Origin of the sequence: Candidatus Proelusimicrobium volucris (genome assembly GCF_959605025.1) — a bacterium.
Lineage (GTDB): Bacteria > Elusimicrobiota > Elusimicrobia > Elusimicrobiales > Elusimicrobiaceae > Proelusimicrobium > Proelusimicrobium volucris.
Map to the genome: position 1 here is coordinate 323,835 of NZ_CAUHCY010000001.1, position 15,912 is coordinate 339,746.

A 15,912-nucleotide genomic window follows, 5' to 3' on the forward strand; every position below is an offset into this window, starting at 1 on the left:
CACTGTATCGGGGAAATTAAATTTTACTTATTGGCCAGTGCGGCTATTTCTTTTGCTTTGTCGGTTTTCTCCCAAGGGAAGATACTCCTCCCAAAATGCCCGTATGAAGCCGTCTTTTGATATATAGGCCTCTGCAGTTTAAACTGCTCTATTATCGCGCGCGGCGTCATCTTAAACACCTTTTTGCATATTGCCGTAAGCTTATCGTCCGACACTTTGCCTGTACCTAAAGTATCCAAATAAAAACCCACCGGTTCGGCCTTGCCTATCGCGTAAGCTATTTGGACTTCGCACTCCTCCGCCAGGCCAGAAGCTACGACATTCTTGGCTATATATCTGGCCAAGTATGCCGCCGATCTATCCACTTTTGTGGGATCCTTACCGCTGAACGCGCCGCCGCCGTGGGCAGTACGACCGCCATAAGTATCAACTATAATCTTGCGGCCCGTCATACCTGTATCGCTCTGCGGTCCGCCTATTACAAATTTGCCGGTAGGATTGATAAGATATTTGGTTTTGTCGTCGGCCCATTTGCCTATTACGGGTTTTATCACTTTTTCTATCAATTCTTTTTTGGACTCTTCGGTAATTTTCTTGCCGGTTTTATCCAAAATATCTTCCGTATGCTGGGTGGAAAGAACGACGGTATCTATTCTCTGCGCGACGCCGTCTTTATACTCCACCGTCACCTGCGATTTGGAATCGGGCCCAACGTAAGAGAGCTCGCCGCTCTTCCTCATATCGGCAAGTTTAATCAAAATCTCGTGCGCCAGCTGGAGCGGAAGCGGCATATATTCCTTTGTTTCCCTGCAAGCATATCCGACCATAAACCCCTGGTCGCCGGCACCGCCAACGTTTACGCCCTGGCTGATATCGGGCGATTGCTTGCCTATAACGTTTACTACGGAACAAGTCTCATAGTTAAAACCATATTTTGCATCGGTGTATCCGATATTCTTTATGGTGTCGCGCGCTATTTTGTCTACGTCGACCCAGGTGGAGGTGGTAATCTCTCCTCCGACAACAACCAATCCTCTTGTTATATAAGTTTCGCAAGCGACGCGAGCCGTCTTATCTTTAGCCAATATGGCGTCAAGAACTCCGTCGGAAATCTGATCGCACACCTTATCGGGATGCCCTTCCGAAACGGATTCGGAAGTTAAAAAATATCTGCCTTTTCTCATAATTATTGTCCTTAAAATGATATTATATCAATTATGAAGAGAATTTTCCTTTCATGGAACGTAAACGGCCTGAGAGCCGTGGAAAAGAAGGGTTTTAAGGATTGGCTGTTAAAAGCCAACCCCGATATAATCGGCCTGCAGGAAACAAAAGCCTGGCCGGAACAATTATCCGAGGAATTAAAAAATATTCCGGGATATCACTCCTACTTTTCCGTACCTCAGCGCAAAGGATACAGCGGCGTTGGCGTTTACACCAAAGAAAAACCGCTGTCGGTATCGACTTCCCTGGGCAGTGAGGAGTTCGACGCGGAAGGCAGGATGCTGTGTTTGGAATACGAAAATTTCTACTTCCTAACAGTCTACTTTCCCAACGGGGGGCAAGGCGAACACAGAGTCGAGTACAAACTGCGCTTCTATGCGGCATTTTTAGAAATGTGCAAAGAACTTTCAAAAAAGAAATACGTCATAACTTGCGGGGACGTCAATACCGCGCATAAAGAAATAGATTTGGAACACCCAAAAGAAAACCAAAAGACTACGGGCTTCCTTCCGCAGGAACGCGCTTGGCTTGATAAGTTCTTCAGCGAGGGCTTGGTGGATACCTTCAGAATGTTCAACACTCAAGGCAAGCAGTACACCTGGTGGGACTATAAAACTTCCGCCAGAAGCAGAAACGTGGGCTGGCGGCTGGATTATTTTATGGTTGACGAGAAGGCCTCAAAACTTATAAAAAATGCTTATATACTAAGTGACGTGCCCGGCTCGGACCATGCGCCCGTAGGCATTGATATAGAAATATAAAAGGAGCTATAAATGAAAAACATAAAATCAATAGTAATAATTTTGGCGGCTTTAGCCGTAATAGTGGTAGCCTGGAAAACCATGAGCAAACAGCAAACCGCCGCGCCTGCGGGCGAAAACGCTGCGCAAGAAGTCCTGACAGAAGAAGTTATAGTTGAAGAAACCGTACTTCCCCAAGATCAGCAAACAGCTCAGCCGGAAAAGGAAATCACCTCTTATGAAGCCACGGAAGAAGACGCGGCAAAAAGCAACAGCATGAGCGATATTCAAGATTTATTCTCCGGCTGCGAAACGGACGATGACTGCGTAGCGGTATATCCCAGCTGCTGCAAAGAGGCCTATGCCCCCTACTTCGTAAACAAACAGTACGAGCAGGAATTGATAAAAGAATATAAGAGAGTATCCGGCGAACCGGAACAATGCCCGGAACTTTCAAAATGCCCCAGAAGCTACTTCGGCGGAGCGAAAGCGGCCTGCGTAAGCGGAAGATGCTTGCAAAGCATATTTAACACGCCCGAATACCAAGAGTAATAAATTTAAGACAGCAGCTAATCGTTTGGAGTTGTCTACTTCATTTACTTCAAATGATTAGCTGTTTTTTATTGCTCAAAAAGTATATGGAAATACGATATTATATTTATAACTTTAAAAAAGAGTAGCTAAAATTACGAGTAATATAGTAGAATATATAGAGATTTGGAAGCGCCCATAGCTCAATGGATAGAGCACCAGCCTGCGGAGCTGGGGATACAAGTTCGATTCCTGTTGGGCGCACTTTTTAAAATGGTTCTAAACGGAGTTTAACAAAGTTTAATTCTCCGACGATAAAAGAGCCAAAAAGATATAAAAAGACCTCCTAAAACTAGGAGGTCTTTTTTTAATGTAGTTTAACGGATTTTAACGCATTTTGACCAAAAATGGACACTTTTTGGACACCTCTTGTCCCTCTATAACATGCCAAATTTTGGACAGTTGAATCCATTTATATATATTTGAATCACTCATCTATCTCTCTTAATCTATATGTATTTTATACTTCTATGTTAAGAATGCGACACTTAAGCGTGTTACTGTAAAGAACAGCCCTTTAGTGTCGAAAGACAAACTCCAAGGTCAACTGGGTATACTTTTTCAGTCCTAACCTTTACTACTAAAAATTAAAGATTTCTGCTTATATCAAAGTGGAATAAAGAAATTTTTACGGTTTTTTTACACACTTAACAGATTTATTTTCTTTTCTAAACAATTAAAAATTTTATGATATTGAGGTAACTAAAAGGAGACTATATGGCAGAAACCTTGTTGTTTGTAGTTGTTATCGGGGTATTTGGCTATTTAATATTTACCGTTTTTAACCCTGAAAAATTCTAAGAGGAATATTTATGGATACAAATCAGTGGGTTCAAGTATTATTTTACACTCTTCTATTAATAGCGCTATCCCCTTTTATAGGGAAATATATGGCTCGTGTTTTCCGTGGAGAGGAAACACTCCTTTCCCCTATTTTAGGTCCTTTGGAAAGGTTAATCTATCGCATAGCTGGCATAGCTCCCCAAAAAGAAATGGGCTGGAAAGAATACACACTCTGTCTGCTTGCGTTCAATGGATTAGGATTATTGGTCCTATTTTTAATGTTAATATGCCAAGGATTTTTACCTTTAAACCCGAACCATTTGCCCGGTTTAAAGTGGGATTTAGCCTTTAACACAGCAGTAAGTTTTGTCACCAATACCAACTGGCAAGCTTATAGCGGAGAGAGTACCCTAAGTTATTTTAGCCAAATGCTAGGATTGGGTGTACAAAACTTTCTAAGCGCGGCCACTGGGTTGACCGTCCTTGTGGCATTCATCCGCGGCTTGATACGTAAAAAGACCAATATGCTAGGTAATTTTTGGAGTGATTTGGTGAAAAGCACTCTATATATATTATTACCCCTTAGTATGGTATTAGCATTTTGGCTTACTACTGAAGGGGTACCCCAGACATTTAAGAAAAATATCGTTGTACAAACGCTGGAAGGGCAGGAACAGACCATTCCTCTGGGGCCGGCTGCTTCTCAAATCGCCATTAAACAGCTAGGCAGCAACGGAGGCGGTTTTTATGGAACTAACAGTAGCCACCCGTTGGAAAATCCCACCCCTACTTCTAACTTCTTAGAAATGTTTGCTTTATTAATGCTGCCGGCAGGTTGCGTATTTTTGTTTGGTTTTATGACCGGAGAAAAGAAACACGCAGTATTACTTTTTACAATTATGTTACTTATTTGGGTGGGCGGATTAGCCATTAGTATATGGAGTGAAAATTATAATGCCACTCAATTAGGAGTAGAAAGTGTTATGGAAGGAAAAGAAACCCGCTTTGGAATGATTAACAGCGTGCTATGGTCTACCGCTACGACATCGGCTTCCAACGGAGCTGTAAACAGTATGCATTCCAGTTTATCTCCGATGGCAGGTGGTATTGCTCTATTTAATATGATGCTAGGAGAAATCGTGTTCGGCGGGGTTGGTGCTGGGATGTATGGAATGCTGGTATTTATACTGCTGACTGTATTCTTATCTGGTTTAATGGTGGGCAGAACGCCCGAATATTTAGGTAAAAAAATCGAGCAAAAAGAAGTAAAAATGTGTGTGATTGCTATTTTGGCTCCTGCATTTTGTATTTTGTTTGGCTCGGCCTTAGGTGTTTTCTTAGAAAGTGCTAGAAATTCTATTTTAAACCCGGGCCCGCACGGTTTAACGGAAGTATTGTATGCTTTTACCTCTGGAGCAGGTAATAACGGGAGCGCTTTTGCGGGATTAAATGTAAATACCGTGTTTTATAACCTAGGTATTGGCATTAGTATGTTAATCGGTCGTTTTGCCATCATCGTGCCGTGCTTAGTAATGGCTGGTTCTTTGGCGAGTAAAAAAACAATGGCCACAAGCCAAGGTACTTTTCCTACTGATGGTCTCTTATTTGGAGGTTTGCTGTTAGGGGTTATATTAGTGGTGGGCGTATTAACCTATTTCCCGGCTTTGGCTTTGGGCCCCGTGCTTGAAATGTTGATGTTAGGATAAAACATATGAAAAAAAATAAAATTGTACAAAAAGATTTATTAAAATGGGCGGTTTTACACGCTTTTTTAAAGTTAAATCCTAAAGAAGAAATAAAAAATCCCGTGATGTTTGTTACATTTTTAGGGGCAATTATTACTACTTTAGTGTGCGTAAGCGGCATGCTTAAAGGCCAATCCATGTGGTTTGAAAGCCAAGTATCCCTTTGGTTGTGGTTTACGGTGCTGTTTGCCAACTTTGCCGAAGCGCTGGCTGAGGGAAAAGGAAAAGCCCAAGCCGAAAGCTTAAAAGCCGGGAGAAAAGAAATCTACGGCAATGTCCTTTCTGGCAATGAAACCATACGCACATTAGCTGACAAATTGAAAAAAGGAGACCTTGTGGTTTGCCAGGCTGGAGACATTATCCCGGCGGACGGTGAAGTAATAAAAGGGGTGGCCAGTGTGGACGAATCCGCCATTACCGGTGAATCCGCCCCCGTCATTCGTGAATCCGGCGGAGACCGCAGTGCCGTTACAGGCGGAACCCGGGTCATCAGCGACTGCATTACCATACGTATCACCAGCGCCCCTGGCGAAGGTTTTATGGATAGAATGATTTCACTCATTGAATCTTCTTCCAGACAAAAAACCCCAAACGAAATTGCTTTGTCTTTGTTACTCAGCGGGTTAACATTGGTCTTTTTAGCCGCTGTTATTTCGTTAAAATTCTTTTCCGGTTATATTGCCCTGCAAGATCCTGCCGCTTCCAATCTTATGAATATAACCGTATTAACCGGATTATTGGTTTGTTTGATTCCCACCACAATCGGCGGTTTATTAAGTGCCATAGGGATTGCCGGAATCAATAGACTGTTCAAATTAAATGTAGTCGCTACCAGTGGAAGAGCAGTTGAAGCAGCTGGAGACATTGATGTTTTGTTATTAGATAAAACCGGTACTATTACATTAGGCAACCGGATGGCTTCTGAATTTATTCCTGCTGGTAATATAAAAGAAGAAGATTTGGCCCAAGCTGCGCAATTAAGCTCTTTAGCCGATGAAACCCCGGAAGGGAGATCCATTGTGGTGTTAGCTAAAAATCGTTTTGGTCTACGCGCAGAAGACCTGGATATGGAAAAAATCCATCTTTTTCCTTTTACGGCACAAACTCAAATGAGTGGCTTGGATATTAAGCAACCCCAAGGAATTCGTGTTATACGTAAAGGATCTGTAACAGCTATTGGACGGTTTGTAAAGGAAAAGTACAATCATCAAGTTCCCGAAGATGTACAAAAAAATGCAGATGCTATCTCTAGAAAAGGAGGTACTCCTCTTGTGGTAGTAGACGATGGCATTGTGAAGGGGGTTGTACATCTCAAAGATGTGGTAAAAGGCGGCATTAAAGAACGTTTTGCCGAGCTACGTATGCGTGGCATTAGAACCGTAATGATTACCGGGGACAACCCTTTAACCGCCGCTGCTATTGCGGCAGAAGCTGGGGTGGACGATTTTATGGCTTCGGCCACTCCAGAAGACAAGTTAAAACGCATCCGCCAAGAACAGGCACAAGGACATTTAGTAGCAATGACCGGAGACGGAACTAACGATGCACCCGCATTAGCCCAAGCCGATGTTGGGGTTAGTATGAACACCGGAACGCAAGCCGCCCGTGAAGCCGGCAATATGGTAGATCTGGAAAGTAACCCTACCAAAATTATCGAAATTGTGGAAACAGGCAAGCAAATGCTTATTACCCGCGGGGCTTTAACCACATTTAGCATTGCAAACGATGTAGCCAAATACTTTGCTATTATCCCAGCCTTATTTGGAAGCATTTTTGCCGCCAATGGCGCAAGAGGCCCGCTGGAGGCGTTAAATATTATGCATTTATCCACGCCGCAAAACGCCATATTAAGTGCCGTTATTTTCAACGCCTTAATCATTGTGGCACTGATTCCATTGGCTCTGCGGGGTATCAAAACCCGGGCGCAAACTGCTAAACAGTTATTATTAAGAAATGTGCTTATTTATGGAGTTGGAGGATTAATTGCACCTTTTATCGGCATTAAACTGATTGATATGCTGTTGGTATTATTGGGTGTTGGAGGTAAATAAGATGAAAAATTTATGGATTTCCTTTAAATTCTTGGTAATTTTAAGTATTGTGACAGGTGTTATTTATCCTGCCATTATAACGGGAGCCAGTCATTTGTTTTTTGTAGATAATACAACTGGGAATATTATAGTCAAAGATGGTAAAAATATTGGCGCAGTATTTGTAGGCCAACTCTTTCAGCAGGATAAATATTTCTGGGGGCGTCCGTCTGCCGGTAATTATAATACTTTGCCGTCTGGTGCTAGCAATATATCCCCGGCTTCTTCGGCTATTTTCCAAACGATGCAAGAAAACAAAGCTAAATATATGAACCCCACCGGCAAAGTGGCAGATGAAATGCTTTTTACTTCCGCCTCAGGGATTGACCCCCATATCAGTCCGCAAGCAGCGTTTGAACAAGTCCAACGTATTGCTAATGCCCGTAATATTTCTGAAAAAGAAGTAGAGAAATTAATCAACAAAACGATTGAACCCAGAGATTTTGGCTTCCTGGGGGAAATGCGTGTTAATGTGTTAAAATTAAATATAGCTTTAGACGATATGGAAACTTATGCAAGAAAATAGACCTGATCCAAACAGAATCTTACAAGCCGTACAAACCGCCGAAAACAAAAATAAAGGCGGGCATCTGTATGTATTTTTAGGCATGTGTCCAGGGGTGGGCAAAACCTACGCCATGTTACAAACCGCTCACGAAAAAAAGAAAGAAGACGGGGTGGATATTGTAGTTGGAGTAGTGGAAACACATGGAAGAAAAGAAACGGCGGCACTGTTGGACGGCCTAGAAGTGATTCCTGCCAAAAAAATCCCATATAAAGGGAAATTATTTAATGAAATGGACTTGGAGGCGATTCTTGAACGTCGCCCCCAAGTCGTTTTAGTAGATGAATTGGCGCATACCAATATGTTGTCCAGCCGTCATAAAAAACGCTGGCAGGATGTGGAAGAACTTCTATCTAACGGTATTGATGTATACACTACGATTAATGTACAACATGTAGAAAGTTTAAAAGAAGATGTTGCCTTAATTACAGGTATTTCTGTTAGAGAAACCGTTCCGGATGCCATTTTTGAACGGGCCAACCAAATTAAACTGATTGACTTGCCCGCCGAACAATTGCTGGAAAGATTGTTAGATGGAAAAGTCTATCTTCCACAAAATTCTGTCGTCGCTGCCGAAAATTTTTTTAGAACCGATAAACTAACCGCTCTTAGAGAATTATCTTTACGCTTTGCCGGAGATGTGGTAGGCGGAGAGTTGGAAGCGCTTCAATCCGGTATTGCACCTGCAGGACATAAAGAAAAGTTTTTAATTTTAATTTATTCGGATGCTGCTACCAAAAAAGTAATTCGAGCGGCCCGAAAAGCAGCTTTGGCATCCAATGCGGAGTTATATGGGCTATTAATGGACAAAAATGGCCTTTTGTCTGATAGAGAAAAAGAAAGCCTCCTTACCAATGAAGAGCTTTTTCGCAATATGAATGGGGAGTTAATTACCCGTGTAGATGCGGATCGATTTTCTGCTATACAAAGCGTAATCAATAAGTATGGCATCACGCGTGTATTATTAAGAAAATCCCAAAGCAGCCTGTGGCGTGATCTGTTTTTAGGAGGCTCTTTAGTTACCCGCTTATTAAAAGAAACAAAAGTAGATGTACAGCTTTTGCATCAAATGGGCTGGATGGGAGTGGAAGAAAAAAATTCTTTTTGGCGGACCTTTTATTTAGAAACAAACCCTAGTAAATACTATCGAATCTTATTATTACTGGCATTAGTTACTATTTTTAATATTGTTTTGGCTCATTATACGGGTTATTTTGCCGTTGGATTTGTATATTTATTATTGGTATTGTTTGTCGGAGTTTTTTCTTCTATTGTGCCCATCATGTTTTGCGCTTTGGCAAGCGCATTAGCCTGGAACTTCTTTTTTATCCCCCCCTTATTTACATTCAAAATAAATAAAGCGGAAGATTGGATAATGTCTGTAGTGTATTTATTTACAGCTATAGTAGTTAGTGTATTGATTCATCGCATTCAAACCAGCCGCAGATTATTGCGTGCCAGAGAAGAGCGAAACGCCGCCCTATTAAAAATTGCCCGTATTTTATCGGCCGCATTAGAAATAAAACCGGCATTACAGGATATTTTATCACAACTTAAATATTTATTTAAAGGAGAATTTGCTGTTGTATATCAAATTATTCCAGAAAAACTTGAAACTGTGAACAGTCACCCCATGGGATATGCGTGGACAGAAAATCCGAAAGAAAAATCGGTTGGTTTTTGGTGTATGAAAAATAATTTAGAAGCCGGATGGGGCACCGCCACCTTGTCTTCTTCGGAGGCCTTGTATATTCCTTTATCCGCCGCAGAAGAAGTGGTGGGGTTTTTATCGTATTTACCCCAAAATTACGCTCAATCTTTATCGGCCGAAGACAGAAATTTATTAGCATCTGTGGCGGGGCAAATAGCCAGTTTTTTATTAAGAGAAAGGCTGAAAAAGAAAACGGAGGAAATGAAACGGCTGGAAGAAACTCAAAAAATTTATAATCTGGTTCTTAATACCGTATCACACGAACTCAAAACCCCAATTACCGTGATTAAAGGGGCATTGGCCGTTTTAAAAACTGGGAAAGGCAAAAATGCAGACAGTTTGGATGATTTGGAAGGCGCCGTTTTGAATTTGACTTACGAAATCAACAACATCTTAGATATTTCCAAAGTAAGCGTGGGTTCGGAAATAAAACGAGAATGGACGGATTTACAAGATATAGTTTATTCCGTTAAAGACAAACTTTCGCTTTATGCGGCAAAACACAAGTTAGTGACTTCTTTTCAAAAAGATTTGCCTTTTGTAAGGATAAACTTTGCTCTGGTAGAATCGGCTTTATCCAATTTAATCGTTAATGCGGTAAATTATACGCCCACAGGCGGCCATATTTGGGTAAAATGCTATGTAGAAAACCAATGTGTGGTATTGGAAACTTGTGACGAAGGGCCCGGATTGGATGACGAGGAAAAGAAACTCATCTTTAATAAATTTTATCGGGCCAAAAGCACCTCCTCCCAAAAATCGGGCTCAGGGCTGGGGCTGTTTATCGTAAAATCAGTTGCTTTGCTTCACGGCGGGGATGCCGTTGCGCAAGACAATCCTTCCGGGGGATTAAAAATCAAGATGTTATTCCCGTTGGAGTTGCAACCTAAAATTTAGGAGATAAGGCTATGCTGAATCAAGGGGCAAAAATTTTAGTTGTAGACGACGAAAAAGGTATTAGGCGCTTTTTAGAAAACAGCTTGCAAAATCAGGGTTATGAAGTCTTTTTAGCAGAAAACGGACGCCGCGCGCTGCAATTATTTAAAAGCAAACATCCGGATTTGGTGTTATTGGATTTAAACCTTCCGGATATGTTTGGTGGAGAAGTATTAAAAGCCATCCGAAAAGAACACGCAACCCCCGTGATTGTTCTTACCGTCTTAAATTCGGATAAGGATAAAATAGAGATTTTAGATTTAGGAGCCGATGATTTTTTAACCAAGCCTTTTAGTGTAGCAGAATTGGGCGCCAGGGTTAGAGTGGCGCTGCGTCATGGGGCAAACTTAAAAGACACTCCTTTGTATAAAAATGGGCCGTTAGAAGTAGATGTAAATTTAAGAAAAGTAAGAGTGCAAGGAAAAGAAATAAAATTGACAGCTACAGAATTTGACCTTTTGAAATTATTAATTTCTTGGGAAGGGAAAATTCTTACGCAAAATTTTATTTTAACTAATATTTGGGGAGCCTTTGCCAATGAACAAACCCACTATGTCCGAATTTATGTAGCTAATTTGCGTCGAAAATTAGAAACTTGTGAAGAGATGAAAGGATTTATAAAAACAGAACAAGGAGTAGGTTATCGCATTGATAAAATAGAGGAATAAATAAGAAGAAATACAATATATAGAGGAGATAAAAACTATCTAAATTAAAAGGAATTTTATTGTTTTGCGTACTATACACTAGTCCTGCGGAGCTGAAGATACAAGTTCGATTCCTGTTGGGCGCGCCATTTAAAATGGTTCTTAGCGGAGTTTAACAAAGTTTAATCCTCCGACGATAAAAGAGCCAAAAAGATATAAAAAGACCTCCTAAAACTAGGAGGTCTTTTTTTAATGCAGTTTAATGGATTTTAACGCATTTTGACCAAAAATGGACACTTTTTGGACACCTCTTTTCTCTCTATAACCCGCCAAATTTTGGACAGTTACAGGATTTGGAAAGACGCCTTCAGTTATTTGGACGTGCCTAAAGGGAAGATGTCCTCCCAAGAATAGAAGACTAAAAAACCTGTTAGGTTATCTGGAAATCAAATCATACGCCAAACTAGCCAAAGCTAAATAATGAATCGCTAGATTTTTATCCAGATCTATAGCACTACTATGAGCTTTTTCATTTCTTAAAAACTGAATAGCTAAATGAATATAACCACATCCTCTATAAAAATCATATTGGGGAGTACCTTTTTTCGTATTAGTTCCATATAATCCATCTAAAAACTCTACCTTTGTACCGACCTCTCCGAATACTTCCGTGGCCCTTTCTTTCCCCGTAATAGATTTTAATTTTTCTCTTACTATCTTATACGCTTCATCCACAGCGTGAAAGTAGTCTTCTGTTTCAAGATAGCGTTGTATATGGTTATAGATTTCAGGCCTAATAGTAATATGAATACAATTCCCCGCCACTGAAGCTTGGCTTCGGTCAGGCTTAGATAACAGTTTTTCACCTATTTTTTCTAATCCTGATGAAAATTTAACGGAAATAATCTGGCCTTGTTCTTTATTTCTAAATAAAGCTGCTATTTCTAAGATCACACTTCCAACAGTTTTATTATCTGCTTTATCTAGCCAGGCACGGAATCGATCGTTTTGTGTTTTTCCATATTCTGTATAGGCCTCGTCGTTAATATTTACCCCTTGTTCCTGGAAGAAATTAACAAACTCTTCTTCAGAAAAACGAATAATCCGACCTCCAGAACCCAGGCGTAAAGCGTTATCTAAATATTGTTTATCTGCAGTTGATATATTACTCATTGTTATTTCCCAATTATAGTTTGTAATTAATACTAGCAAATTGTATTCAGGGACTTGCCAACCAACCTCAAATACATTCCTTTGAAATACGTTAATTTCAATCAATTAACGTCCTTATATTTTCATTCAACAAGGAGATTTCTCTGGGGTGTCGTACTTCATTTTCCGATTTCCCCAAATAAGGACGGCCAACGGAATACGCAAAAGCGAAAGATAATATCATAAAAAAATTAAAGGCTGGGGAGAAAAACAAAACCCCGCTTTAGGCGGGGTTAATTGCCCTTTATTTTGCAAAGGTTTCAAAACACGCTAGATCCCTATTCAAAAGAACCTCACTGTGGGGAATAAGCAAATACTTCCACTTTTTAGCCCCCGTTTCAGTAGCTGACTCATTCACCCGTTTTACCCAAGTGGTGGCGGCATTGGCTTTTTCTTCTACTTCTGAGAGTTCTAAATCCCGGGCGCTTTTGATTTCTATTAAAAAGAGATTTTCAGCCGTTTCTACCACAAAATCCGGCTGATATTTATGACTCCCATTGCGCCAGTAAATATCAAACTGCCTGTCACTGGGGCGAAGCCATTTTAAGACTTTTGGATCTTGCTCTAAAATGCTGGCAAAATCCTTTTCCGCCTTAGAATCAAACTTATACAGATTATGACATGCTTTTTGAAACCCTGTAAAAACCTTACTGGGGATTTGGCTAGTAGGTTCGATAGTAGCGGTATAGTGGTACACCTTATCAGCCGTAATTTTATCGTAATTATGCGGGTAAATCCTTTCAAATGGATACACTTTTGCGGCTGTATAATCCGGTTGCACATACACGGAATGCTGTTTCATCTGGGCAAAAATCAATTCCGCTATAGGTTTTCGGAAGCTTACCAGTACATTTTTTACATCTTCTTCTTTCAAATAGCTTTTTAATTTAGTAATTACGGCCTGCACAAAACTATGCAGTAAATCGGCATAATCCTCGTATGGAATTTCCGGTATATCATACAGGGCCGACAACAAAATGTTTTCCGCACTCTCTTGGTTAATATCCCCTGATACTTTCCCCTGTAAAAAAGCAAATTTTCCATCGGTTAAGGATTTAATAAAAATCTCCTGGGAAGCAGGTTGATACGTAATGTTAGTCGTATCCAGTTCAAACGGCTGGAACTTCAAATAGCCGTCTTTCCCCGGCTGTACAATTAACCGCGGGATGGGAATAATGCTGGAAACAAACTGCTGCACCAGTTGGGGCAAATGTTTTTTAATATCTGCTATTTGCTCCTTAGCAAACAAACTGCTCCCGGTTAATTCTTCTTCCAACCGGTTTATGGCTATTTCTTGCGTTACAGGAGAAGACAAATCCCTAATGGTTTTTACTTCCGAGCCCATTTTAGGCAAAATTTTATCTTGCAAAATAGCCACCGCTTCTTTAACTTCTGGGGTTTGAGGAACCCAAAAAGACGTTTCTGGCGCTTTTGCCGCTTCTTCCCGCTGGGCCACCAGTATGGGTTTAGAAACAATTACCTCTTTGGCGGGGGTATTGTCAAAATCGTCATCCAGTTCAATAATGTTTTCTTTGCGCAGCAGACTTCCTTCCCGGTTGGCTTCATCAATAATAGCCTGGAATCTGTCGTGCGCCACAATAGTCAGCCTGTCGGCAGTATCATCGTTAGTAATCCGCCCATACGGCAAGCGCAAACCACGCCCGATAGTCTGTTCCGTAAGGGTATCCGAAGCGGACGCCCTCAAGGGGACGATAGTATACAGGTTTGTAACGTCCCACCCTTCTTTAAGCATATTTACGTGAATAACAATTTCTGTTTTATTTAGCGGATTTTCCACAGAGAGTAACTTGGTAATATTTTCGTCTTTTTCGCTTCCTTTTTGGGCGGAATGCACCACAATTACCTTGTCTTTATAGTAGCCGTTGTAAAAGTCATCCGCTTGAATCATTTGTTTGATTTGTTCGGCATGATCTGTGTCTTTGGTCACAATCAGCACAAAAGGCTTAATAATACGCAGGCCATTATTACGGGCGTATTTTTCCAGCTCCACTTTTGTATGCTGATGCAGGCGGATACCGTCCTGCACTTTAAAACGGTCAATTTCTTCCGGAGTGAAATTTTCCGGCTTACAGTTTTTGCGGGTAGCCACATAGGGCTTTTTAACAAACCCGTCTTGGATGGCTTTGGCTAGGGAATATTCATACACCACATTCTTAAACGGCACTGCCTTGCTGCTTTTTTGAATTTGCGGCGTAGCAGTTACTTCTATACCCAAAACGGGGTTTAATTCGTTAATTACCTGCATAGCCCGTTCGGCCCGGTAGTGGTGGCTTTCGTCCATTAACAGCACCAGGCGTTCCCGGCTGGCTAAATAGTCAAAATAGCTCTGCCCTAAATATTCGGATAAGCGTTTAATAAGCGGCTTATCCCCTTTGCGTTCACCGGCGTTGATTTTGGAGATGTTAAAAATGTTAATGCGGATACTTTCCTGGAATAATTGATGTTCCGTCATTTCACGGTAAGTATCCCCGGTAATCACCAGCGGTGGGTTAACCGCAAAGTCCGCTATCCCCTTAAACACATATTTGGGGTTGGCCGGTTTGGAAAAGTCCTCTATCAACTTGTCGTAAATGGTCAAATTGGGGGCTAGAATAAAGAAATCCTGTATTTGATGCTCTTTGTATAGGTACGCCACAAAAGCCCCCATAAGGCGGGTTTTGCCCACTCCAGTGGCCAACGCAAAGCACAGGTTGGGGAATTGGCGTTCAAAATCCTTAAAAAGTGGGGATTTGGCGCGGATAGCGGCCACCTGGGCGGTAAGGTCATTTTCTTTAGAAAGCGGCAACAGCTGGCAAATATCCGCCAGGATATACAGGGCTTCGGCCTGCGGGGCACGCAGAGAAAGACGGTTTTTAATATACAAAGCGTTTTGGTTCATAACATTACCTAAATATTGTTGTTACAACAGTTTTGAAATACTGAAAAATATTTGCGAGCAAGTAAATAGCGAAAGGAGCAACTATTACCGACAATACAATGTTTTGCAGATATTTTTTTAATTTATTTCCTTTAAATGCAACCACAGGAAATATCTTAGACATTAAAGTTCTTAAATTCAGCATAGTATATGTCCAACAGTTTGAAAACAACAATAACCAACCGATAAACGAAATCAAAAAAGGATGCTCAACATTTAACATAGAACAGGTTTTTACTGCTAAATACAGCGCACAGAAAAACATTAATAAAACTGCAGTTATTTGAACAAACGCTTCAACTTTCCAGTTCCGAACCCAAGAGTAAGAATTTTGATACTTACTTAATATTCCTTTTAAACGATAAAAGGTTCCCTCAGTCCACTCCTTACAATCATTAGTAACGACAAAAGATGAAAGAGTTTGAATATTATTATTTAAATAAATAGCAATAGTTTTTTCATTTCGTTCCGTCGTAATATCCGAAACTTCAAAAACAATTCTTTCCACTGTTTGGGCGTCGGAAAAATATTTTAATAAAGAATCAATATCATCAACAATATATCCCTTTCCGTCAAACCGAATTAAATACAAAAGCCGAGTATTAATATCTTCTTTACCCTTGTTATATTGGCTGATAATATCATTCAATTCAGTATCTATTCTTTTTATAGCATCTGCAGTAATTGTACACGCTTCAATAGTCTCTTCTACCAGAAATTTACCCATATT

General features: G+C 40.7%; 12 protein-coding genes and 1 tRNA gene. 9 read left to right on the plus strand and 4 right to left on the minus strand.

Features of this window, described 5'->3' with window-relative positions; translation table 11 throughout:
* Positions 1 to 23 precede the first annotated feature (23 nt).
* Entirely contained in the window at positions 24 to 1,184 is a 1,161-nt protein-coding gene (metK, locus tag ACQY3M_RS01605; RefSeq protein WP_428065604.1) for a methionine adenosyltransferase, read from the minus strand.
* 33 nt (positions 1,185 to 1,217) lie between these two features.
* Between metK and ACQY3M_RS01610 the strand changes: the two genes are divergently transcribed.
* The 9 genes from ACQY3M_RS01610 (at position 1,218) to ACQY3M_RS01650 (ending at position 11,053) form a co-directional block, all read left to right on the plus strand.
* A complete protein-coding gene (locus ACQY3M_RS01610; RefSeq protein ID WP_428065606.1) occupies positions 1,218 to 1,985 on the plus strand; it encodes an exodeoxyribonuclease III in 768 nt (255 codons plus the stop codon).
* Between the two features lie 12 nt (positions 1,986 to 1,997).
* The gene (locus tag ACQY3M_RS01615; protein WP_428065607.1) at positions 1,998 to 2,516 is read left to right on the plus strand and encodes a hypothetical protein; all 519 of its coding nucleotides are present in this window, start codon (positions 1,998 to 2,000) and stop codon (positions 2,514 to 2,516) included.
* A 171-nt stretch (positions 2,517 to 2,687) separates the two neighbouring features.
* Positions 2,688 to 2,759: transfer RNA gene (locus ACQY3M_RS01620), tRNA-Arg, on the plus strand.
* A gap of 513 nt (positions 2,760 to 3,272) precedes the next feature.
* Positions 3,273 to 3,356: a potassium-transporting ATPase subunit F gene (locus ACQY3M_RS01625; RefSeq protein ID WP_428065760.1), complete on the plus strand. Its 84-nt coding sequence runs from the start codon at positions 3,273 to 3,275 to the stop codon at positions 3,354 to 3,356.
* 11 nt (positions 3,357 to 3,367) lie between these two features.
* Entirely contained in the window at positions 3,368 to 5,044 is a 1,677-nt protein-coding gene (gene kdpA / locus ACQY3M_RS01630) for a potassium-transporting ATPase subunit KdpA (RefSeq protein WP_428065609.1), read from the plus strand.
* Positions 5,045 to 5,049: 5 nt separating this feature from the next.
* Positions 5,050 to 7,134: a potassium-transporting ATPase subunit KdpB gene (kdpB, locus tag ACQY3M_RS01635; RefSeq protein WP_428065611.1), complete on the plus strand. Its 2,085-nt coding sequence runs from the start codon at positions 5,050 to 5,052 to the stop codon at positions 7,132 to 7,134.
* 1 nt (position 7,135) lies between these two features.
* The gene (gene kdpC / locus ACQY3M_RS01640) at positions 7,136 to 7,699 is read left to right on the plus strand and encodes a potassium-transporting ATPase subunit KdpC (RefSeq protein ID WP_428065613.1); all 564 of its coding nucleotides are present in this window, start codon (positions 7,136 to 7,138) and stop codon (positions 7,697 to 7,699) included.
* Positions 7,686 to 10,346, plus strand: a complete 2,661-nt coding sequence (locus ACQY3M_RS01645; RefSeq protein WP_428065615.1) for an ATP-binding protein — start codon at positions 7,686 to 7,688, stop codon at positions 10,344 to 10,346. The genes kdpC and ACQY3M_RS01645 overlap by 14 nt, the downstream gene beginning before the upstream one ends.
* A gap of 11 nt (positions 10,347 to 10,357) precedes the next feature.
* Positions 10,358 to 11,053 (plus strand): response regulator transcription factor, encoded by a 696-nt coding sequence (locus ACQY3M_RS01650; protein WP_428065617.1) that lies wholly within the window; start codon positions 10,358 to 10,360, stop codon positions 11,051 to 11,053.
* Between the two features lie 414 nt (positions 11,054 to 11,467).
* Here ACQY3M_RS01650 and ACQY3M_RS01655 read toward each other — a convergent pair whose 3' ends face one another.
* The 3 genes from ACQY3M_RS01655 to ACQY3M_RS01665 form a co-directional block, all read right to left on the minus strand.
* Positions 11,468 to 12,310, minus strand: coding sequence for a TIGR02391 family protein (locus ACQY3M_RS01655; protein WP_428065619.1), 843 nt, complete (start codon positions 12,308 to 12,310; stop codon positions 11,468 to 11,470).
* A 178-nt stretch (positions 12,311 to 12,488) separates the two neighbouring features.
* Entirely contained in the window at positions 12,489 to 15,128 is a 2,640-nt protein-coding gene (locus ACQY3M_RS01660) for a DEAD/DEAH box helicase (RefSeq protein ID WP_428065621.1), read from the minus strand.
* Positions 15,129 to 15,147: 19 nt separating this feature from the next.
* Entirely contained in the window at positions 15,148 to 15,909 is a 762-nt protein-coding gene (locus ACQY3M_RS01665) for a hypothetical protein (RefSeq protein WP_428065623.1), read from the minus strand.
* Between the last annotated feature and the right edge of the window lie 3 nt (positions 15,910 to 15,912).